The following is a 21,549-nucleotide window of genomic DNA, read 5'->3' on the forward strand; positions in this document are numbered from 1 at the left end:
GCGGCGCGCTGCCCCGAAATTTGAGTGAGTTCGCGTCGCTCCGGCGGCAATTTGGAGACTTGGTTCGATGAGCTTTTTGACCCCTGAGCCCGGTAAGGCAGAAGATCCAGCAGCCGATATCGCTGGCGGCGCCCGGTTGATCCCGCGCATAACCATCCAGGCCTTCTGCGAGAATTCTCAAACCGCCCAATTGGTCGAGAGTGCCATCCACGATCGCCGGATGTCCAAGGTTGCCCTGACCACGCATAATGGCGGGCTGGACGGGGCCGTCGAGACCTATAAGTCCAACCCCACGCCCAACCTGATAATGGTGGAAACAACGTTGCCGCCGGCCGAGATTCCCGAGGCGTTGGGGCAATTGGCCGAAGTGTGCGACGCCACCACAAAATTGATCGTCCTCGGCCATGTCAACGACGTCGTGCTTTACCGCGAGCTGATCAAATTCGGTGTCTCCGAATATATTGTTCTGCCCACCAGCGCTCAGTCCATTGTGTCAGCGATCACCGAAATCTTTGCCTCTTCAAACTCGGCGCCCATCGGGCGCACTGTCGGCTTCATTTCTGCCAAGGGCGGCGCAGGTTCCTCCACAGTTGCGCACAATGTCGCCTGGGCGGTTGCCCAGTCCTTGCGCCAGGACGCCCTTATTCTGGATATGGATCTGGCATTCGGCACCGCGGGACTGAATTTCAATCAGGATCCACCCCACGGGATCGCCGATGCCGTTCTGGCCAATCAAAAGGTCGATCAGGTGATGCTGGACCGGTTGATGTCAAAAGCCGCAAACCACATCAACTTGTTGACCGCGCCGATCACGCTCGATCAAACCTATGATTTCGAGGAACGCCAGTTCGAGCAGATCATCGAAATGAGTCAGGCGAGCATGCCGGTCGTGGTTCTCGATATTCCGCACGCCTGGAATGCCTGGGTGCGCCAAACCCTTGCCACCATTGATGAGGTGGTGATCGTGGCCGAGCCCGATCTGGCCAATTTGCGCAATGCCAAGACCATGGCCGATACCATCAAGGCGCTGCGCCCCAGCGAAACCGCGCCCCTGTTGGTGATCAACAAGCTGAGTATGCCGCGGCGTCCAGAAATTGCCGCTGCCGAGTTCGCCAGTTCTGTTGAGTGCCACCTCCTGGGCCAAATTCCCTTTGATGCGGCCCTGTTCGGTACCGCGGCCAACAATGGACAGATGATCGCCGAGGTCGCCGCCAACAACAAGATCAACGAAATTTATCGCAATATCGGTATGCATGTCACGGGTCGTCAGGCGCCGGCAACCACTGGCAAGGTGGGTAGTCTGATGAAGCTGCCCGGATTTATGAAAAAGCGTGCCTGATCCAATCCCTGGGGCCGCCCGGCAACAAGATCGGGCCGGAACCAGACTGAAACGGTAGGAAGTCCATGTTTGGCAAGCGTACATCATTTGGTGGCAACACCCCCGGCGTGAACGAGGCGGTGAAGCCACGTCCCGCCGCCGCGCCGGCCGAAAAACCAGAGCCCGCCCGAGCGGCGTCCGACTCGAGCCAGGCTGCCCAGCGCCTGCGTGGCAGCGAGGAGGTAGTGGATGTCCGCGCGCCGGCAGACGCCCAGCGCGACAAGGAATACTTCCAGACTAAATCCGCCATTTTCAACGCCTTGATCGACTCGATCGACCTAAGCCAGGCTCGCGACCATGGAGATCGACGCGGCGCGCGAGGAAATTCGCGACATCGTCGCTGAAATTATTGCGCTCAAATCCATCATCATGTCGATTTCCGAGCAGGAAGACTTGCTCGACGATATCTGTAACGACGTTCTGGGATATGGTCCGCTCGAGCCGCTGCTGGCGCGCGACGACATCGCTGACATCATGGTCAACGGCTCCCAGCGTTGCTACATCGAAGTCGCCGGCAAGGTGAAGCTGACCAATGTCCGGTTCCGCGATGATTCCCACCTGATGAATGTGTGCCAGCGTATCGTGAGCCAGGTCGGACGCCGCGTCGATGAAAGTTCGCCAATATGCGATGCGCGTCTTCCAGACGGCTCTCGTGTCAATGTCATCGCCCCGCCGCTGGCCATTGACGGCGCCGCTCTTACCATTCGTAAGTTCAAGAAAGACAAGCTGACACTTCAGCAATTGGTCAAATACGGATCGATCTCTCCCGAAGGCGCCGAAGTGCTGCGCATCCTGGGCAGGGTACGCGCCAATATCCTGATCTCGGGTGGTACCGGTTCGGGCAAGACGACGCTGCTCAACTGCCTGACCGCCTTCATCGAAAAAGATGAGCGCGTCATCACCTGCGAAGACTCTGCTGAACTCCAACTTCAGCAGCCCCATGTCGTGCGACTGGAAACCCGTCCGCCCAACCTTGAGGGCGAAGGCGAGATTACCATGCGCGACCTGATCAAGAACTGCCTGCGTATGCGCCCTGAACGCATTATCGTGGGCGAGGTGCGTGGTCCCGAAAGTTTCGATCTGCTCCAGGCCATGAACACCGGCCACGACGGCTCGATGGGTACGCTGCACGCCAACTCACCGCGCGAGGCCCTGAGTCGTCTTGAATCCATGATCACCATGGGCGGCTATTCACTGCCCAGCCGCACCATTCGCGAAATGATCACGTCATCAATTGACGTGGTGGTACAGGCAGCCCGCCTGCGCGATGGGTCGCGTCGCATCACCCATATCTCTGAAATCCTGGGCATGGAAGGCGATGTCATCGTCACCCAGGATATCTTCCTTTACGACATTACCGGTGAGGACCAGAACGGCACCCTGCTGGGTCGCCATCGCTCCACCGGCATCACCAAACCGCAATTCACCGAGCGCGCCAAATATTTCAACGAGGAAGCCAATCTGGTCGAGGCCTTGGAAAACTCCAATACCGAGCACCGCGAACTGCTGGATTCTTGACGCCATGACCCCATTCATTCTTGCCCTTCTCGCCATGATCTGCGTCGGTGCCGTGGGCTTTGCCCTGATACCCTCGATGCTTGGCAACGGTCGCGCCGAAAAGCGCATCAAGGCCTATCAAGGCGATATTCGTGTTGTTCGGCAGGAAAACGCCGCACTCAAGAACCGCGACCAGCGCCGCAAGTCGGTGCAGCAGGCGCTCAAGGCCCAGGCAGACGCACTTCAGAGCAAAAAACGCCGCGTACCGCTAAAGGGGCAGTTGTTTCAGGCGGGCATGACCATCAAGCCAGCAGGCTTTATCCGTAACAGCGTCATTTTGGGCGTTGTCGCCTTTATCGTCCTGTTTCTGGTACAGGTGCCAATTGTGTTTGCACCGGTATTTGCCGTCGGTATCGCCTACCTCATGCCGCGCTGGTACGTTGCGCGGCGCCGCAAGCGCTATCAGAGCAAGTTTCTCGACGAACTGCCCAATGCCGTGGAAGCCATCGTGCGCGGCGTCAAGACCGGCCTGCCACTCAACGACAGCATGCGGGTGGTGGCCAAGGATGCCAAGGAACCGGTAAGATCCGAATTTGCCCGCGTTCTCGACCAGCAATCGGTCGGCATGTCGATGACGGAGGCGGTTTCGGTGATGCTTGATCGTGTGCCCCTGTCCGAAATCAATTTCTTCGTCGTGGTCATCACAGTCCAGCAACAATCGGGTGGTAATTTGAGCGAAGCGCTGACCAATTTGGCACGCGTGTTGCGCAATCGCAAAAAGATGAAGCAAAAGGTGGCCGCCATGTCGGCAGAAGCCAAGGCCTCCGCCATCATCATCGGTTCACTGCCCTTTGTTGTGGCCGGGCTCGTTTCCCTGGTGACGCCCGGCTACCTGGCACCTCTGTGGACGACGTTTCTCGGTCAGATATGGGCCGGGGTCGCGGTGTTGATGCTGTCAATGGGCGTATTTGTCATGAATCGCATGATCCAGTTTGATTTCTAGAGGCATGAGATGAATATTCTCGAACTGCTGGCGCAACGCGATTTTGTCATAGCCGTCCTGGCCGCCATTTGCGCGGGCGCTGTGGTCTTTACCTTTGGCTCCTCATTCGTCGTAAAATCCGAGATGAAACACCGCATTCGGCGCGTTGCCCTGGAACGCGAGAAGATGCGGGCCGAGGAAATGTCTCGCCTGCGCGGGCCGGTAGCCAGCGACGGGCGGGGCAGCATGCGGCGGACGGAAACGTCAAACGGGTCCATGATGAAAAACATGGTCGAGCGCCTGAGCCTGGAAAAGGCGTTCAAGGACGACAATACCGTCAACAAGCTGGCTATGGCCGGTTATCGCGGGCAGGGGCACCTGACCTCGTTCCTGTTCATGCGCTTTGCAACGCCGCTGGGCGTATTTGCCCTCGTTGCTGCCTATCTGATCTTTCTCATGTATCCCGACAAGCCGCTGTTCCTCAATCTGGTCTATGCCATTGGTGCGGGCATTATCGCTTCGTTCCTGCCCAATATTCTGCTCAAGAACGCGACGGTAAAACGCCAAAAAGAGATTCGCAGGGCGTGGCCAGACTGCCTCGATCTGATGCTATTATGCGTCGAGGCGGGTATGTCTATCGAACACGCCATGAAGCGGGTGGCCAAGGAAATCGGTCAGCAAAGCGCCGCTCTGGCGGAAGAAATCACCCTGACGACTGCCGAATTGTCGTTCCTTGATGATCGGAGCCGCGCCTATGACAATCTCGGCCGTCGCACCGGTCTCGACAATGTAAAATCGGTTATGACCGCGCTTATCCAGGCCGACCGTTACGGTACATCGGTGGGGCAAGCGCTGCGCGTGATGGCCGAGGAAGGCCGGGAATCCCGACTGATGGAAGCCGAGAAAAAGGCGGCGTCCCTGCCACCAAAAATGACGGTGCCGCTGATCCTGTTCTTTCTGCCGGTGCTGTTCATCGTTATCATGACGCCCGCTATCATCACCGCCTTCTCACAGACGATCAAAACCTCGCTGTAAAGTTGCCCGGCAATCGCGAAGGTGACGGCGACATTTTGTGCCGGGGCCTGTGAGCCACCGACATTACCCTTGTCGGGCAGCCGAGAAAACTAGTGGATAATGATTGGCCTAATTGGCCTTGGCGACCGTATCCCAGCGGTTCTGCTGGGTCAGCAACGCCTTGACATAGGCCATATTGGCCGCGACTTGCTCGGGTGGCAGTTCGGCGGCGTAGATGGCGCGGGCGGCATCGAATTTACCCTGGAGCCCGAAGACCAACGCCAGGTTTTGCCGGATCTGGGTTGTGGCGCCCGGCATCGAGACCGCGCGACGCAAATGCTGCTCGGCCAGCCCCAAATCCTTGGTCATCGCGTAGGAGAGGCCCAGATTGGCCTCAATGGAGGCTTCGCCCGGCGCAAATGCCTGAGCCTGCTGATAGAGTTGGCGGGCTTCACCGTTCCGCCCTATCTGGTCCAGGATCGCGCCCTTGACTGAAAGCGCGTTCCAGTCCGGTGCGTCAGGACGGATAGCATCGTCGATGACATTGAGGCCCTGTTCGAAACGCCCATCGGCGGCAAGCGCCTTGGCATAGGCAACGCTGATATCGATGTCGTTCTTGTAATATTTCATGCCTGCCTCAAGGACAGAGACTGCCTGCTTGCTCTGGCCTTGTCCCCGTAACGCGGCGGCAAAATAGATGATCAATCCCTTGTCCTTGGGATTGGCCTTGTAGCGGGCGCTCAGGCTCGGCCAGATTGGCCTGGCTTGCGTCATGGGATATGCCGGCAAAATCGGGAGACCGCATGCTGGAGCGGTTGGAGGCGCAGGCGGAAAGCGCCACAGCGGCAACGCTTACCAGCATGATGGCGCGAAATGAACGGGTTATCCGCGATACCTGCAGCACGACAGCAACTCCTCGGCGATGCGACAGCATCTCAACGTCAAGCAATAAATCATTAACCCTAACAGCCCGTTAAAGCGGGCCGCTGGACAATTGCTCCTTGCCGGGCGAGCGGTTAAACAGGACCAACACAAAAAACCATGCAGGCTGACATGTCCGATTCTCCAACTGTGCCCGTGATCTTTGTCGAAGAGGGCGATCTTGGCGCCGCTGCTCTGGACGCCTTTGGTCGCCGATGGGCACAAGGCAATGGATTTGTCGGTCAGCGCGGCCGTTTGCTCTCGATACCCGATGCCGAGGGCAATCTCTCGGCCTATGTGTTCGGCACCGGCCAGGCGGCCGGACGCCCACCCATGATGGCGGCACTGGCGGCTACCAGCCTGCCGGAAGGGCATTATCGCATAGAAGGCGCCATCGGTGACCCAACGCTGGCCGCCATTGCCTTCAATCTGGGCGCCTATAGATTCGACCGCTATAAGGCTGGTGCCGTCGCGCCGGTCTTGGCGTTGCCAGCAGGTGCCGATATGGGGGATGTGGCCCGGCTGGTTGACGCCGCCTATCTGGCGCGTGATCTGATCAATACCCCCGCCAATGATCTCGGACCGGACGCGTTCGAGCGCGAAATTACCGCCTTTGCCACCCGGCACAAGATGGAATTACGATCCATCGTCGGCGACGATCTGCTCAACGCCAAACTGCCACTGATTCACGCCGTTGGGCGGGCCAGCACCGAGGCTCCGCGACTGCTCGACCTGAGTTGGGGCGACCTCAACGCGCCCAAGGTGACGCTTGTGGGCAAGGGGGTGACCTTCGATACAGGCGGTCTCGATATCAAACCGGCTGCCGGCATGTTGCTGATGAAAAAGGACATGGGTGGCGCTGCCAATGTACTGGGCCTGGCTCACGCTATCGTCGATGCCGGCTTGAAAGTGCGGCTCCGTGTGCTGATCCCGGTGGTGGAGAACGCCATTGCCGGTGCATCCTTCCGCCCCGGTGACGTCCTGCCCTCGCGCCGTGGCCTGAGCGTGGAAATTGGCAATACCGATGCCGAGGGCCGCCTGATCCTTGCCGATGCGCTGACATTAGCTGACGAGGAAGCGCCGGATTTGCTGCTCGATATGGCCACGCTGACCGGCGCGGCCCGCGTTGCCCTCGGCCCCGAATTGCCGCCGCTATTCAGCACCGATGATGCGCTGGCCCGCGCCCTGATGGACGCGGGCCTCGCCAGCGACGACCCATTGTGGCAGATGCCGCTCTGGGGGCCGTATGACGCGATGATGAATTCACGGATTGCCGACGTTAACAATGCCGGTACCGGCGGATTTGCCGGCTCGATCACCGCCGCAATGTTCCTTAGACGCTTTGTGGAGCGCGCCGCGGCCTGGGTGCATCTCGACATTTATGGCTGGGCGCCCGAGGCCCGCCCCGGCCGCAGCCATGGCGGCACCGACCAGGGCATCCGTGCCGTCTATGGGGTGCTCAAACAGCGACATCCAGCCTGATCACGGCGCCCTAATAGCCGCGTGATCGATCCACCACATTGGTCAGCGGCTTGCCCGCTTCATGCTCGATTATGATGTTGGAAAAATAATCGATGCCGGTACTCTGCGACGATATGGCCGCGATATGAGGGGTGATGTAGCAGTTCTCGATAGCCCACAGGGGACTGTCGTCGGGCAGCGGCTCAACCTCAAACACATCAAGACTCGCCGCCGCCAGCGTGCCATCCTTGAGCGCCGCCGCAATGTCGGCTTCCTTTTGATGGCCGCCGCGCGCTACATTGATAATGACCGGTCCATCGGTCAGACCGTTGCGCCGCAATTTGGAAAAAGTGTCGCGGTTAAGAATGCCGGCAGTGTCGGGCGTTAGCGGCAACAGGTTCACCAAGATGTCGGTGCCGGACAGAAACGCGTCAAACTGCTCCGGGCCGGAAAATCCCGCAACACCCTCGATATACTTTGGCGAGCGGCTCCAGCCACGCAAATCATAACCCAGCGGCAACAATCGTTTGACCGCATCCTGCCCCAGAATACCCATACCCATGATGCCAACCGTTACTGTGGTGGCGGCAGGCGGATATAATTGCGTCCAGCGGCGCGCCTGCTGGTCAGCATGAAAGCGCGAATAGAGCCGTTGATGCATGGCGACATGGGCAACCACATAGTCGCTCATGCGCTGGCTCAGATCATCATCGACGAAGCGCACGATCGGCGCGTCGGGTAGCTTGGGATGACGCAGCAGGGCGTCAACGCCTGCCCCCATCGACAGCACCGCCTTTAGATTGCTCAGACCGTCAAAGGCATCGGCGGTCGGCTTCCAGACGAAAATATAGCGAATGTCCGCCGGATCAAACTTGTCGGTGCGCACAACCACAGGGTAGGGCGCCAGCACCGCTCGCAGCTTTTCTGCCCAACCGGCTTCGTCGACATCGGATAGGTGCAGCAGCAGCATGATGAATTCCCTCTCGCTCAAACAAAAGCCGCGCCAATGGGCGCGGCTTGCAATCTTGTCATATGGCGACCACCGGCCTACTGGCCGGTTGTAGTCGTCGGCGTGCCCTCGACGGGCGTTTCAGTTTGGGTCGTTGTTGGCGTTTCGACCGGCGCTGCAGTGCCACTATCGGCCGCAGGTGCGTCAGTTTGATCCGCAGCAGGTTCGCTAGCTGCGGGCGCCGGTGTCGCCGCAGGTTCCGTCGCCGCTGGGGCTGGTTCGCTGGCAGCAGGTGCTGCGCTATCTGTTGCGGGTGCGCCCGCGCCGTCAGCTGGCGCCGCGCCGTCCGCCGGTACTGTAGCATCAGCGGCTGGGGCCTCTGGTGCCGGTGCGGCTTCTGGTTCGGGGAAGGGCTTGGGCGACGCCGACAGGGTCTGCAAATAGGCTAGGACGTCGGCGCGTTCCTCAGGTTTGCTGATGCCGGGGAAGGCTCATTTTGGTGCCGGGGACATAATCCTTGGGCTTGGTCAGGAAGGCGTTGAGGTTTTCATAGGTCCAATGGGCGCCCTCCTCCTTGTGCTTCAGCATTTCATCGGAATAGCTGAAGCCTTCATGGCTGCCTTCGAGCCGATCGACCACATCATAGAGCAAAGGCCCCTGCTTGTTGGGCTCGCCCTCGCCAAAATTGTGGCACGACTGGCATTTGCGAACCGCTGCCTGCCCCCGTTTGACGTCGGCGCTTGCCAGCAGCACGGGTAGTGGCGTTTCCACCACTTCGACCGCCGGCCCAGCATCTGCAGCGGACTCGGCTTCAGGCAAGGCATAACCGGGCCCCCGGTCCTCAATGGGATGGTAAATGGACTCGGCCACAATACCGACACCCATGACGAACAACAGGGTGCCGAGAACGGCGCCAATGATCTTGTTTAGCTCGAACGAATCCATTTGGTCTCTCTGCCAGTCAACCCCCGCGCCCCTCAAGGCACCGTGACACTTTTAGGTGATTCTCAATGGAAAATCCCCTGAGCGACAGGTTCCGAGCGCGCGCGGACGATAGTAGTTAGCTATCAATGGCGCAACCGCCCATTGCTTGGTGCGACAATTCCCCACTTGTTTTGTCACCTGAGGAGCACTTGCCGCAGCAATTGACTCCCCACGCGCCCCGGTTCAAAACGCTGCCACTTCTGTTGGGGACCGTAAAATGTCGCAAAAGATCGCTTTCCAGGGTGAGCCAGGCGCTTTTAGTCACGCTGCCGCCAATCGCCTGTTTCCTCAAGGGGAGCCACTGGGCTGCGTGACCTTTGAGGAAACCATTGCCGCCGTGCAGAATCGCCGCGCTGCCTTCGGCGTGGTGCCGGTCGAAAACTCGCTTTATGGCCGCATCACCGATATTCACCACCTGCTGCCGGAAAGCGGCCTGTTCATTACCGGGGAAACATTTCTGCGCGTTGAAATGACGCTTCTGGGCGTTCCCGACGCTACTCTGGCTGACGTCAAGGCGGTCCAATCGCTCTCCGTGGCTCTCGGGCAATGCCGAAAGTTCATCCAGTCCCACCAGTTCCGAACCATCAACGCTGTCGACACTGCCGGCTCAGCACGCGAAATTGCGGACAAGGCCGACAAAACCGTGGCCGCCATCGCCTCGCGTTTTGCCGGCGAAATCTATGGTCTCAAGGTGCTGGCCGAAAATATCGAGGACGCGGCCCATAATACCACCCGGTTTCTGGTGCTGGCCCGCGACAGGGACGAGGCACCGGCAAGCGTTGGCAGGGTCAAGACCACCTTCGTGTTTCGCGTGCGAAACGTGCCCGCCGCGCTTTACAAGGCCATGGGTGGTTTCGCCACCAACGGGGTCAATATGACCAAGCTCGAAAGTTATATGGTCGACGGCAATTTTACCGCCACCCAGTTTTATGCCGATATCGAAGGGCATCCCGATGATATTGGCGTGCAGCACGCTTTCGAGGAACTTGGCTTTTACACCGACTATTTCCGCGTCCTTGGTGTCTATAAAGCCGCTGAAGCGGGTTGATAGTTGCTGCCCCCTTGCCATCGCGGCCAACCTTGGCCATATAGACAGCCGGGAGGTTGGCGCGGACGTGTTCCTCGCCAACCGGGTCAGGTCCGGAAGGAAGCAGCCCCAACGAGACCTTCACGGGTCGTTGCCAGCCTCCTACATCTGCTTGTGATGGGGCCATGACCCACGGCAGATTCTCCTCAAGCAATGGTGACAAAGGGCAGTATGGCATCGCCTGATACAGCTTCGTCCCCCTATCTGGTGCTGGCGCGCAAATATCGCCCGGTGAGTTTTTCAACGCTCATCGGTCAGGACGCCATGGTCCAGACCCTGGGCAATGCCTTCAAGCAAAACCGCATCCATCATGCCTTCATGCTGACCGGTGTGCGCGGCGTTGGCAAAACCACGACTGCCCGCATTTTGGCGCGAGCCTTTAATTATGAAGACGCCTCGGGCAAGCATCCAACCCTTGACCTCGATGTCGAGGGCGAGCACTGCCGCGCCATTATCGAGGGTCGCCATATTGATGTTATCGAAATGGATGCCGCCTCCAACACAGGCATCGACAATATCCGCGAAATCATCGATTCCGTTAAATACGGGCCGGTGTCCGCGCCCTATAAAGTCTACATCATCGACGAAGTGCACATGCTCTCGACTCAGGCCTTCAATGGCCTGCTCAAAACGCTCGAAGAGCCGCCGCCCTATGTCAAATTTATCTTTGCGACCACCGAAATCCGCAAGGTGCCGGTCACCATTCTGTCGCGGTGCCAACGCTTCGATTTGCGCCGCATCACCCCCGAGACAATGACGGCCTATCTTGAAAATATTCTCGATCAGGAAAATATCGCCTTCGAAGCCGAGGCCATCGCCATGATCGTGCGGGCGGGCGAAGGATCGGCGCGCGATAACCTATCATTGCTGGATCAGGCGATTTCCCACGGTAACGGTCATGTCAGTGCTGCCACCGTCAAGGCCATGCTGGGACTTGGGGATCGGGCGCGCACCATAGATTTGTTCGAGCATTTGATGAGCGGGCAGGTTGACAAAGCGCTTAACCTCATGCGTGAGCTTTATGATGCAGGCGCCGACCCCCAGACCATGATTGCCGATCTCGCCGATTTCACCCATCTTGTTACCCGCATCAAGGTGGTGCCAGCTGCTGCCGATGATGTTTCCCTGACCCCTGATGAGCGCGCACGCGGCGCCGAACTGGCAATAAAGCTGCCGATGCGGGCGCTGACGCGCTGCTGGCAGATATTGTTCAAGGGCTATGACGAAGTCTCGCGCGCTGGCAATGGCCTGCAGGCGGCTGAAATGGTGCTGGTCCGGTTGGCCTATGCCGCTGATTTGCCCAGTCCCGACGAATTGCTGGCCAAGCTGGCCAGCCAGCCCGCCCCCGCCAACCCGATGCCCCCACAAACTTTCAACCGGCCCGATGGTGGCGGTCATCAAGCCATTCGGGTTGAAGCGCCGCGCGCCCAGCAAACCGTCCCACAAAGCCAGCCTCGGCCCAGACCTACTGCTGGGCCACGCAACTATGCCGAACTGATTGCGCTGGCTAACGACAAGCGCGATATCATCGTAAAAATCGCCCTCGAATCCGATATGCGCCCCGTCGCCTTCTCTGAAGGGCGCATCGAGGTGGCGTTGAGTGATGGGGCGGATCCGGGCATTATCGCCACGCTGTCGGCGCGTCTGCAGCAATGGACCGGGCAGCGTTGGCTGGTGACGGTGTCGAACAAGGCGCCTGCCGGATCGACACTGCGCCAGATCAAGGAACAGCGTCAGAAAGCCGCCACCGACGAGGCGCATGATGATCCACTGGTCCAGGCAATTATAGAAACTTTTCCCGGTGCCAAGGTGGTCAATGTACGGGTGCGCGAAGATGCGCTCACCCCTGAATTTGACGCCGCGACCGAAGCGCCCCCCGAACCAGAGGACGACGAATTATGAAAGATATCATGGGCATGATGAAGGCTGCCGGCGAAATGAAAGACAAGATGGAGGCCATGCAGGCCGAGCTTGCCAATCTTTTGGTCGAGGGCAAGTCTGGTGGTGGCATGGTCAAAATCACCCTGAACGGCAAGGGCGACCTGCGCGGCGTCAAGATTGATCCATCCATGTTCAAGGAAGACGATGTAGAAATCCTTGAAGACCTGATCGTTGCAGCCCACGCCGACGCCAAGACCAAGGTAGAAGCCGAAACCCAGAACCGCATGGCCGATGTAACCGCCGGGCTGCCCATCCCTCCGGGCATGAAGTTGCCGTTTTAGCGTCATTCACCCCGCACCCTGAGGCAAAAAATTGGCGTCCGGCGGACCAGAAATTGAGCAATTGATCCAACTGCTGGCGCGCCTGCCCGGGCTCGGCCCGCGCTCGGCCAGGCGCGCCGTTCTGCACCTGATCAAGAAAAAGGAATCGCTGATGATTCCGCTTTCGGCGGCCCTTGATCGCGCAGTGCTGGCGGTTAAAACCTGCGAAGTGTGCGGCAATGTCGACACGACCAGCCCGTGCGGTATCTGCGCCGACCCCAGGCGCACTGAATCGGGCATGCTCATCGTAGTGGAAGATGTGTCAGACCTGTGGGCGCTGGAACGCGCTGGCGTTGGTGCTGTGCGCTACCACGTACTCGGTGGCGTATTGTCACCGCTCGACGGCGTCGGCCCCGACGATATTTCAATCGCCTCACTGGTCGAGCGCGCCCCAACCTTCAAGGAAGTGGTGCTGGCGGTCAATGCTACAGTGGAAGGGCAAACAACCGCCCACTATATTACCGACCGCCTGACCGAGTCCGATACCAAAATTACCCGCCTCGCGCACGGCGTACCGGTTGGCGGCGAGTTGGATTATCTTGACGAGGGCACCCTCAGTCAGGCGCTACGGGCCAGGACGCAGATTTAGCTGACCAGCGTCAGCGCTCGTTGCGTCCGTCGTCCCAGATCACATCATCTTCCACGACCTCTCCAGCCCCCTCAATGTCTTCAATGGCTTCGACATCGTCGGGCGAAAGGGAATCAAGGTGATCAGATGGGTCGCGGCTATCGGGTGCAGAAAGCGACGCATAGTCATCGGATTCATCAGCGTTGTCAGCATCGGTGCCAAGGCTTGCTATTGCGCGGTCTACCTCGCCCAACAATGCTGCCGGGTCCTCGCCACCAAAATCCGCCGATTCCCGCGCCGCAAGTTCGTGCCGAATTTCGTGCAACCTCTCCAGCCGCTGCTCGGCAGGCCGATCATCACCATAAAGCAGTTCCTCGATTTCACTCTGGCTGATGGGCTGGGCAATGCCCGGCTCGTCGCCCTCGTCGAAACTGGTTTCCTCTGACATCAACGTGCCGGGATTGTGGTGCTGCTGGCTCATCTGATCGTCCTTGTAATTGGCGTTCAACTCCACCAACGCGCCAACTCGTGACAGGTTCACATAAGGGGCGGCTGCGACCCGAAGATGATCATTGACCCAACTGACTCATCATCTTTTGGGAGAGCCTGGCATCTTCAAGCAGGGGTGTAAGGTCGCTGACTTGATCCAAAGAACCGACAATCGGCAGTCCTTTTATCCACGCATCCGTTATCGCCGAATGCGCGGCCGCTACCGCTGCGTCAGCGTTGATGGTGGTGAAAGGACGGTCGTGGTATGCACCCACAATTGACTCAAAGTCAGCGACGCCAATCGAATTCTGCTTATTTGCCAGTTCTAGATAAGCACAAGCGAGTGCGTCACCGCGCTCCATCCACATATTCGAAAGCATGGCACGCCGAAGGTGAGGCGAGAGGGATTTTGCGATCGGGAGACTCGGCAAAGCTGCTACCGAGCCACTTTGAATAAGGGGCGTAGCGTCGCTCGAGAAGGAACCCCATTCTCATCACGTCTCGCACGAGCCGCGCGGCAATAACACGTGAACCGAGATCGTCTCCAACTTGTCCTGCACGACCGACAAATGCCTGCTCTTCAGCGATGCGCCGCCACTGACATGCAATTTTGTATAGCCACACATCATCCGGAAAGTATTCCAAACGATGTCGGGCTTGACCCAGGCGGTCATCGTCATCACGGAACACAGCACCCGATGTAAAGGCAAGTAGCTTCTGCTCGGCAAAGCCGAGCCATTGACGTGCATTGAGGCTTGCCGTCGAACGAAGGGCGAAATGCTCTTCTAAGCGCGCCTCGAGCGTGTGAAATTCTAGCCCGTGTCCAGGGGATCCCGCTGCTTCGACGCCGTTCGCTGGCGGGTGCGGTCGGCTGCGCCAGCCAATAGGCTCTCCAAGATAGCTAGCTGGTGCGGACTTTGAAAATTCAGCTACAAGCCACCGCGCATCGTTGCGGAAGCTATCCTGAGATACGTATATGTGGACGCGCGGTCCCCAATTGTGGTCTTTGGAGGTCTCGTCGTCAAAGCCAATTAGTTCCGATCCATAGCCGATCAATGCAGCGGAATAGCTGAGCTCGGGCGCAACCTGGCTTAGCCAGGGTCTGACGATTTCGGTATAGAAACCCCGTGATAATTCGATCCCCTTCATCGCGCCTTCCCGCTACCTTTGTGCCACGACAATTACAACACCGCCGCGCTAACGGACAAACAGGAGATAGCAAACGCAAAACTCAAATTTTTTCGTCCAGATTCTCCTCAGGCGGGGGCGCTTTTTGCCACGAAATGGCGTTGAACATTTGCAGTGGCAACCATGCGTTGCATGTCCTCGGATGGACCTTCATTGCGAAACGACTGCAGGGCCGCTTCGGAGGCCCATTCCTCATAAACATTCGCGATGTCAGGTTCTATAGGATCGGCAGACACGACAAACCAGTTACATCCCTCAGCTTGGCGCGCCGCTTCGATAGCTGTACGAGAAGCCGTTAAGAAGGCCTCGCGTTGGCCAGGATGCAAGGCAATTGTTCCTGAGATGATGACCATTTCAACTCCCGCTCACGAATACAGGCTCTGGTTCATACTGCGTGATGGACCTTTGATGTACAAATCAAGTTCCATGCGCCATGTCGCGGACCTGTCAATTATGGTGACAAAACGACGCAACAGTCCGGTCAGCGAAATTGCGCGCATTGGCCCTCTATAACCGCACAGCGTGCCTCCAGCGCCCCATCACTCCCCCGCCAGCCGCGCGCGTTCTTCTTCAAAATCCATCAGATCGATGCGCTCGCTGCGCTTGGTGACCTTGCTGGTCGAAATCAGAATATCGCCAATATCCTTGTTGGCCTGGGTGAAATGGGTCTGCAATTTATTGACCCGCTCGTCGAGCCGCCCCACATCGGCCAAGAGTTCGCGCACTTCCTTTTGAATGAGATGCGCCTGCTCGCGCATCCGAACATCGCGCAACAAGGCCTGTATGACCTGAATGGACAGCATCAGTAAGGCAGGGGACACAATCACCACCCGCTGCCGCACGGCCTTTTGCACCACATCCTCGAATTTTTCATGGATATCGGCAAATATCGATTCCGAGGGCACGAACATGAACGCCGTGTCCTGCGTCTCGCCATTGATCAGATATTTTTCCGCAATGGCGCGCACATGCACATCAATATCGGCCTTGAACTGACTGCTGGCCTGCCGAATCTCATCAGGAGAAACCGCTTCATTGATGCGTTGCCAGCTTTCGAGCGGAAATTTCGCATCGATCACCAGCGACGGACCCTCATTGGGCATCAGCACCAGACAGTCCGGTCGCTTGCCGTTGGAAAGCGTTGCCTGAAACGAATAGGCGTTAGGCGCCAGCCCATCAGCAATGATCGCCTCCATCCGCCCCTGCCCAAAAGCGCCACGCGTCTGCTTGTTGGCCAATATTGATTGTAGCGAGACGATTTCGCCCGACAGCGACGTCATGGTCGACTGCGCCCGGTCGATCACTGCCAATCGCTCATGCAGCTTGTTCAGCCCTTCATCGGTCTTGGTGCGCGTTTCCTGCAATGCCTGCCCAACGCGCTGGCTGGTATTGTCGAGCCGCTCATTGACCAACCGCGCCAGATCCGATGTGCGCGAGCCAAAAATTTCCGACATCGTCTGCATGCGACCGGTCATTTCGGACTGAATACGCATGAGATCGGCCAGATGTTTCTCGGTCTCAGCACCCCGCTGGGTTGCTGCTGCAACCTCCGCAGCGCGATCCCTGCTCGTGCGCCAGGCGCTGATCAACAGCCCCAGCAACAGGATTGTGATGAGGCCAAAGCCGCAAACGGCCAGCGTCAAAAGGCTGATCGGGTACTGTCCGAGCGAAAAAACGATTATGTCCATCGCCGCACTCTAACCGATTCGCGCGTTCCTAGAATGTTCCAGATGGTTGACCGCGACGCTGAAAATACCATATCGAAAGGCAGGTTTTGCAAAGGACAAGTTTTCCATGGCCATTCGCCCCATTCTCGTCATTCCCGATGCCCGGTTGCGCGCCGTCGCTGATCCCGTTGTCGCGGTGGACGATGATATCAAGGCGCTGGTCAAGGACATGCTCGAAACCATGTACGATGCGCCTGGCATTGGCTTGGCGGCTCCCCAGATCGGGGTTTTGCGCCGCGTCGTCGTCATGGACCTTGCCAAGGAAGATGAGCCCGCCGCCCCACTGGTGATGATCAATCCCGAAATTCTCAAACTTTCCGATGAGACGGTCATCACCGAAGAAGGCTGCTTGTCGATCCCCGAACTCTATTATGACGTCGAACGTCCCGCCGCCGTTACCGTGCGCTATACCGATCTTAATGGCGAAGCCGTTGATCTGGATGCCTCGGACCGCCTCGCCATATGCGTGCAGCATGAACTCGATCACCTCGATGGCGTTCTCTATATTGACTATCTATCCCGCCTCAAGCGCGACCGGGTGATCAAGAAGTTTGACAAGGCCGCCAAACGCGCCGCCGGCTAAGCTAATTTGCCCGCCATATTGATGCCTTTGCGACGGGCATAGCAGGAGCCAACCGCCATGCGCGTCATCTTCATGGGTACGCCCGATTTTTCCGTACCGACGCTGACCGAAATTGTTGCCGCCGGGCATGAAGTGGTCGCGGTCTATACCCGCGCGCCCAAGCCCGCCGGACGCGGGCAGGTTGAGCGGAAATCGCCCATCCATCTCGCCGCTGAAAATTTCGCCATCCCGGTCCATACGCCAAAATCGCTCAAGGGTGCCGACGAGCAGGCTGAATTTGCCAGCCACAATGCTGATGTGGCCGTCGTCGTCGCCTATGGCCTGTTATTGCCAAAGCCGGTGCTCGAGGTGCCTGTCCATGGTTGCCTCAATCTTCACGGCTCGCTTCTGCCGCGTTGGCGCGGTGCCGCCCCCATCCAGCGCGCCATCATGCAGGGCGATACTCGCACCGGCGTCATGGTCATGCAAATGGATGAGGGGCTGGACACCGGCGCCATCGGGCTTGCTGACGAAATGGCCATCGGACCCGACCTGACGGCGGGTGAATTGCACGACATCATGATGCGCACCGGCGCCGATTTGATGGGGCGGGCACTGGCAGCGCTTGAGCGCGGCAGTCTTGAATTTACCCCGCAGCCCGAAACAGGCGCGCTCTATGCCAAAAAAATCGAAAAGGCAGAAGCGCGTATCGACTGGTCGCGCCCAGCCCAAGATATCCATAACCACATTCGTGGCTTGTCGCCCTTTCCCGGCGCCTGGTTTGAAATCGAGCTTGCGGGCAAGCGCGTGCGCATCAAGGCGCTGCGCTCGACTTTGGCCGCTGGTAATGGAGCGCCAGGAACATTGCTGCCGGGTGAACTGATCATTGCCTGCGGCTCTGGCGCCGTGCGCCTCATACAGGTGCAGCGCGAGGGAAAGACCCCGATGGATGCCGCCACCTTCCTTCGTGGCGTCGCCGGGCAATTGCCCGCGACCGTGCTCTGAGATGCCCCGTTATAAACTTACCATCGAATATGACGGCACCCCCTTTTGCGGTTGGCAACGTCAGGTCGAGCAGCCCTCCGTGCAGCAGGAACTGGAAACCGCAATTACCGCGTTTTCAGGCGAAACCGTCAACACCCAGGCGGCTGGGCGCACCGACACTGGCGTGCATGCTCTGGGGCAGGTGGCCCATTTTGATCTGAGCCGCGAGTGGGATCCATTCCGCATCCGCGAAGCAATCAACCACCATCTGCGACGCCACCCCGTCACCATTCTGCTGGCTGAAGCTGTGCCCGAGACCTTCGAGTCGCGTTTTTCGGCCCTGGCGCGCCACTATGAATATCGCATTCTCAATCGGCGCGCACCGGCGGCATTGGAACGTCACCATGTGTGGCACGTGCCCGTGCCGCTTGATGCCGATAAAATGCACGAAGCCGCACAATTGATTTTAGGCACACACGATTTTACCACTTTCCGCGCTGCGGCCTGCCAGTCCAAATCACCGCTTAAATCGCTCGATTATTTGTCGGTGCGACGCGAGCCTGGATCACATTGTGATCACCGCCAGGGCCCGCAGTTTCCTGCACCATCAGGTCCGTTCAATGGTCGGATCACTCAAGCTGGTCGGTCAGGGAAAATGGACGCCGCAGGATTTCCGCGCGGCGCTCGACGCGGCCCAACGCAGCCGCTGCGGTGCATTGGCGCCGCCCGACGGGCTCTATCTCACCCACGTCGTCTATTAGCTGGCGACCGGGGCGGGCATAAATACCGACAGCAGTGCCAACCCGATAAACAGCGCGATGCCATCAACGACCAGCAGCAAGAAAATCTGCGATGGCTTCAGCGTGGCAATGAAGCGCCCCACATTGATAAACAGGATCAGGCTGCCAATCAGGATGGCGAGCAGCAGCATGAGGCCTGGTATAGCCAATCCCATGCCGACGATGGCGAAGGCGATCTGTAGCGCGATGGCGCTGAAAAAGGTCACCCAATTGCTGGCGACCAGATAGGGAATAAAGCCATCCAGTCGCCCGATCAGATTAAAGAACCCGTAGGCGGCACCGGCCTGAATACCATAGGCCAGAAGGCTCAAGATAATGTCGAGCGTCGGCGTTGGGGGTGCCGCGGTTTCGGGGTCGAACGGCAATGGTGCGAAACTGGCCAGCGTGACCGCGACCAGAACCATGGCGAAACTGCCTACCAACCCGCTTAGCGACAGTTCGAAATACCGGGACGCTCCCCGATTGCCGGTCAGTAGCGCATAAACACCGCGTGCGGCATCCTGGGCTTCTTCAAGAAAAGTGGCTGGCGATTGGGACACTGGGTAAACCGATCAGAGAGACGAAGTGGCAGGGATAGTGAGCATGTAAAGGCTTGCGGGCATTGCCACAAGCAGTGCCAGCGCTAAAATTGCAAATACCAGCGCCCCGATGGGGTTCAATTTGGTCGCGGTTCGGACCAGCCGATAGAGCAGATATCCCAGTCCTAGCAGTGCCAGTCCCGCCAGCGACCCGCTGATCGCCGCCAGTGCGGAACGGGCAACAACATAGGCGGCAAGCGCGTAAATTGCCGGAACGATCATCAAAAGCGCCATCGATCCATGCCGCGTCAGCAGGCACAGCAGCAATATTGCCACAACGATGGCAACCAGCCCCAGACACTCAGCAAACACGGCACCCGCGATAGTGTCTTGCGGCATCGATTGGCCCATCGTGCTCACCAGCGTGGCGACCAGCGCAACGAGGACAAATATAACCAGGGCGGTGATCAGCCCGGCGGCGGACAGGCGAAAATTGGATCGCCATTCATCCCCATCCCGCAAAATGCCCGCCCAACCCCGAAACGCACCCCTCAGTGCCTGCCAGATTTTCATGGCTTAAAGACCAAAATAGCGCCCCATAAAGGCGCCATAGATGGCACTAAGGCCCGTAACGTCCGCAACAGCAACATGTTCGTCGCTTTTGTGCATCGACGTGCCGACCAGACCGCACTCCACAACCGGACAGTAATTTGCGATAAAGCGCGCGTCGGACGTGCCACCGCCGGTCGAAAGGTCTGGACGACGCCCGGTCACACTCAAAATGGCTTCACGCAGGCTTTCCACCTCTGCGCCAATTGGCGACAGGAACGCGCGCGATGGCGTTGCCGCCACCTCAAACTGAATGGCGCAGCCGCAGTTCGCAATGCTGGCGATCTGCTCGTTCGCCCAATTGGTTAGGGTCTCGGGCGTCCAAAGGTCATTATAGCGAATATTGAACCGCGCCGTCCCGGTCGCGGGGATGACGTTGCTGGTGGGATTGCCAACGTCAATGCTGATAAATTCGAGATTGCTGGCGGGAAAGTGTGGTGTGCCACTGTCAATCTGCTGCTGATCAAGTGCGGTAACAATGGCGGCCAATACCGGCAGGGGATTGTTGGCCTTGTCTGGATAGGCCACATGGCCCTGAACACCGTGTACGATTATCCGCCCCGAGAATGAGCCGCGCCGCCCGATCTTGATGCTGTCACCCAATTGGGCTGTCGAGCCCGGTTCACCGACAATGGCGAAATCGAATTCGTGGCCATTGTCACGCGCCCATGCCATCAGCTTGGCGGTGCCATTGACCGCATCGGCTTCTTCATCATTGGTAATCGCCAGCGCTATGGTACCGGCCTCGGCGGGAATATTGGCAAGCGCCCCGATAAAGGCGGCAATGCCGCTTTTCATGTCGGCGGCGCCGCGACCAAAAATCTTGCCATCGGCAAGCCGGGGCACGAACGGATCGCTAGTCCAGTCAGCCAGATCGCCTGGCGGCACGACATCGGTATGTCCGGCAAACAGCAGACGCTTGCCGCCTGTGCCCCGCGTCGCGAACAGATTGTCGACAGGGTAGGAGCCATCGCCCTCGAAGCGGAGCCGATTGACGACAAAACCCAGCGGCTGCAAGGCTGCTTCCAGCACACCAAGCGCGCCCGCTTCCTCGGGTGTAACCGAAGCGCAGGCAATCAAGTCAGATAGCAATTGGACGGGATCATCCCCGATACCGGCAACCATGTCCCGTCCGTTTCCTGCCCAAAGTTAGGCGCGCGCCAATGGGTTGGACCCATATTGATTGTCTTCAGGAACCCCTTCCTGAATGCCGATCTCATAGATCGCATAAAGCAGGCCCAGCAGCGGAACGAGCATTACCAGCGACCACCAGCCCGATTTTGAGCGGTCGTGCCAACGCTTGGCATAAAGCGCAACCCCGGGATAAACCATCACCAGAGCGAACAAATTGCCTAACCAACTAAGGTGCAACAGCCCGAGCACGAAGGTCACGACCAGACTCACCAAAAACAGTACGACGACACCGGCCCAGAAAGGCGCTCGATTGATGCGTCCCTCAAAACTCGTAAAAAGATACTTCCAGTCCTGATTGAAATCCATTTGTCCCTCCAACGGCGTTGTGCCCGACTCAAAGTTTAGTGCGGCAGGCGACGCCCGGCTAGACGGCGTT

The 21,549-nt window shown here is 58.6% G+C and carries 23 protein-coding genes, 1 other RNA gene and 2 pseudogenes; 13 read left to right on the forward strand and 13 right to left on the reverse strand.

The genetic code is table 11. The features are described 5' to 3' along the window. Positions 1–67 precede the first annotated feature (67 nt). The 4 genes and pseudogenes from PSQ19_RS16680 (at position 68) to PSQ19_RS16695 (ending at position 4,892) form a co-directional block, all read left to right on the forward strand. Positions 68–1,339 carry an AAA family ATPase gene (locus PSQ19_RS16680; protein WP_282218656.1) on the forward strand — a complete coding sequence of 424 codons (1,272 nt, stop codon included), beginning with the start codon at positions 68–70 and terminating at the stop codon, positions 1,337–1,339. 65 nt (positions 1,340–1,404) lie between these two features. Beyond that, positions 1,405–2,896 (forward strand): annotated as a pseudogene (locus tag PSQ19_RS16685) (CpaF family protein). A 4-nt stretch (positions 2,897–2,900) separates the two neighbouring features. Then, the gene (locus tag PSQ19_RS16690; RefSeq protein ID WP_282218657.1) at positions 2,901–3,878 is read left to right on the forward strand and encodes a type II secretion system F family protein; all 978 of its coding nucleotides are present in this window, start codon (positions 2,901–2,903) and stop codon (positions 3,876–3,878) included. Between the two features lie 9 nt (positions 3,879–3,887). After that, entirely contained in the window at positions 3,888–4,892 is a 1,005-nt protein-coding gene (locus tag PSQ19_RS16695) for a type II secretion system F family protein (RefSeq protein ID WP_282218658.1), read from the forward strand. 108 nt (positions 4,893–5,000) lie between these two features. Here PSQ19_RS16695 and PSQ19_RS16700 read toward each other — a convergent pair whose 3' ends face one another. After that, positions 5,001–5,645 (reverse strand): tetratricopeptide repeat protein, encoded by a 645-nt coding sequence (locus PSQ19_RS16700; RefSeq protein WP_282218659.1) that lies wholly within the window; start codon positions 5,643–5,645, stop codon positions 5,001–5,003. A 279-nt stretch (positions 5,646–5,924) separates the two neighbouring features. Here PSQ19_RS16700 and PSQ19_RS16705 point away from each other — a divergent pair, with 279 nt between their 5' ends. Further along, the gene (locus tag PSQ19_RS16705; protein ID WP_282218660.1) at positions 5,925–7,274 is read left to right on the forward strand and encodes a leucyl aminopeptidase family protein; all 1,350 of its coding nucleotides are present in this window, start codon (positions 5,925–5,927) and stop codon (positions 7,272–7,274) included. Positions 7,275–7,284: 10 nt separating this feature from the next. On the opposite strand, the gene PSQ19_RS16710 is transcribed toward PSQ19_RS16705, so the two are convergent. The 3 genes from PSQ19_RS16710 to PSQ19_RS16720 form a co-directional block, all read right to left on the reverse strand. Then, a complete protein-coding gene (locus tag PSQ19_RS16710) occupies positions 7,285–8,223 on the reverse strand; it encodes a 2-hydroxyacid dehydrogenase (RefSeq protein ID WP_282218661.1) in 939 nt (312 codons plus the stop codon). A gap of 77 nt (positions 8,224–8,300) precedes the next feature. After that, the gene (locus tag PSQ19_RS16715) at positions 8,301–8,642 is read right to left on the reverse strand and encodes a hypothetical protein (RefSeq protein ID WP_282218662.1); all 342 of its coding nucleotides are present in this window, start codon (positions 8,640–8,642) and stop codon (positions 8,301–8,303) included. 25 nt (positions 8,643–8,667) lie between these two features. Beyond that, entirely contained in the window at positions 8,668–9,147 is a 480-nt protein-coding gene (locus PSQ19_RS16720; RefSeq protein ID WP_282218663.1) for a c-type cytochrome, read from the reverse strand. A 256-nt stretch (positions 9,148–9,403) separates the two neighbouring features. Between PSQ19_RS16720 and PSQ19_RS16725 the strand changes: the two genes are divergently transcribed. From PSQ19_RS16725 to recR, 5 genes are all read left to right on the forward strand, one after another. Beyond that, positions 9,404–10,234 (forward strand): prephenate dehydratase, encoded by an 831-nt coding sequence (locus PSQ19_RS16725; protein WP_282218664.1) that lies wholly within the window; start codon positions 9,404–9,406, stop codon positions 10,232–10,234. A gap of 50 nt (positions 10,235–10,284) precedes the next feature. Then, positions 10,285–10,380, forward strand: an RNA gene (gene ffs, locus PSQ19_RS16730) — signal recognition particle sRNA small type. Positions 10,381–10,444: 64 nt separating this feature from the next. Then, complete coding sequence (locus tag PSQ19_RS16735; RefSeq protein ID WP_282218665.1) at positions 10,445–12,175, forward strand: DNA polymerase III subunit gamma/tau; 1,731 nt, start codon at positions 10,445–10,447, stop codon at positions 12,173–12,175. Further along, entirely contained in the window at positions 12,172–12,495 is a 324-nt protein-coding gene (locus tag PSQ19_RS16740) for a YbaB/EbfC family nucleoid-associated protein (protein ID WP_282218666.1), read from the forward strand. Before PSQ19_RS16735 ends, PSQ19_RS16740 begins: the two co-directional genes overlap by 4 nt. 31 nt (positions 12,496–12,526) lie before the next feature. Next, entirely contained in the window at positions 12,527–13,123 is a 597-nt protein-coding gene (gene recR, locus PSQ19_RS16745; RefSeq protein ID WP_282218667.1) for a recombination mediator RecR, read from the forward strand. 10 nt (positions 13,124–13,133) lie between these two features. On the opposite strand, the gene PSQ19_RS16750 is transcribed toward recR, so the two are convergent. From PSQ19_RS16750 to PSQ19_RS16770, 5 genes are all read right to left on the reverse strand, one after another. Beyond that, complete coding sequence (locus PSQ19_RS16750) at positions 13,134–13,643, reverse strand: hypothetical protein (RefSeq protein ID WP_282218668.1); 510 nt, start codon at positions 13,641–13,643, stop codon at positions 13,134–13,136. Positions 13,644–13,671: 28 nt separating this feature from the next. Beyond that, on the reverse strand, positions 13,672–13,953 hold the full coding sequence (locus PSQ19_RS16755) for a hypothetical protein (protein ID WP_282218669.1): 282 nt from the start codon (positions 13,951–13,953) through the stop codon (positions 13,672–13,674). After that, complete coding sequence (locus PSQ19_RS16760; RefSeq protein WP_282218670.1) at positions 13,940–14,740, reverse strand: DUF4037 domain-containing protein; 801 nt, start codon at positions 14,738–14,740, stop codon at positions 13,940–13,942. The genes PSQ19_RS16755 and PSQ19_RS16760 overlap by 14 nt, the downstream gene beginning before the upstream one ends. Positions 14,741–14,847: 107 nt before the next feature. Continuing rightward, entirely contained in the window at positions 14,848–15,132 is a 285-nt protein-coding gene (locus PSQ19_RS16765) for a putative quinol monooxygenase (protein WP_282218671.1), read from the reverse strand. A 186-nt stretch (positions 15,133–15,318) separates the two neighbouring features. Next, entirely contained in the window at positions 15,319–16,467 is a 1,149-nt protein-coding gene (locus PSQ19_RS16770) for a DNA recombination protein RmuC (protein ID WP_328517680.1), read from the reverse strand. Positions 16,468–16,573: 106 nt separating this feature from the next. Between PSQ19_RS16770 and def the strand changes: the two genes are divergently transcribed. The 3 genes and pseudogenes from def to truA all read left to right on the forward strand — a co-directional run bounded on the left by def (position 16,574) and on the right by truA (position 18,813). After that, positions 16,574–17,089 (forward strand): peptide deformylase, encoded by a 516-nt coding sequence (def, locus tag PSQ19_RS16775; RefSeq protein WP_282218672.1) that lies wholly within the window; start codon positions 16,574–16,576, stop codon positions 17,087–17,089. A 57-nt stretch (positions 17,090–17,146) separates the two neighbouring features. After that, positions 17,147–18,073, forward strand: a complete 927-nt coding sequence (gene fmt, locus PSQ19_RS16780; protein ID WP_282218673.1) for a methionyl-tRNA formyltransferase — start codon at positions 17,147–17,149, stop codon at positions 18,071–18,073. A 1-nt stretch (position 18,074) separates the two neighbouring features. Next, a pseudogene (truA, locus tag PSQ19_RS16785) lies at positions 18,075–18,813 on the forward strand (tRNA pseudouridine(38-40) synthase TruA). On the opposite strand, the gene PSQ19_RS16790 reads toward truA, so the two are convergent. From PSQ19_RS16790 to PSQ19_RS16805, 4 genes are read right to left on the reverse strand one after another with little or no spacing between them, the layout of a single operon-like run. Continuing rightward, complete coding sequence (locus PSQ19_RS16790) at positions 18,810–19,391, reverse strand: hypothetical protein (RefSeq protein ID WP_282218674.1); 582 nt, start codon at positions 19,389–19,391, stop codon at positions 18,810–18,812. The pseudogene truA and the gene PSQ19_RS16790 overlap by 4 nt on opposite strands. A 12-nt stretch (positions 19,392–19,403) precedes the next feature. Next, the gene (locus PSQ19_RS16795; protein ID WP_282218675.1) at positions 19,404–19,943 is read right to left on the reverse strand and encodes a hypothetical protein; all 540 of its coding nucleotides are present in this window, start codon (positions 19,941–19,943) and stop codon (positions 19,404–19,406) included. 3 nt (positions 19,944–19,946) lie between these two features. Beyond that, the gene (gene dapE / locus PSQ19_RS16800; protein ID WP_282218676.1) at positions 19,947–21,104 is read right to left on the reverse strand and encodes a succinyl-diaminopimelate desuccinylase; all 1,158 of its coding nucleotides are present in this window, start codon (positions 21,102–21,104) and stop codon (positions 19,947–19,949) included. A gap of 24 nt (positions 21,105–21,128) precedes the next feature. Further along, positions 21,129–21,479, reverse strand: coding sequence for a DUF805 domain-containing protein (locus PSQ19_RS16805; RefSeq protein WP_282218677.1), 351 nt, complete (start codon positions 21,477–21,479; stop codon positions 21,129–21,131). Positions 21,480–21,549: the final 70 nt, after the last annotated feature.

Source organism: Devosia algicola (assembly GCF_028816455.1).
Lineage (GTDB): Bacteria > Pseudomonadota > Alphaproteobacteria > Rhizobiales > Devosiaceae > Devosia > Devosia algicola.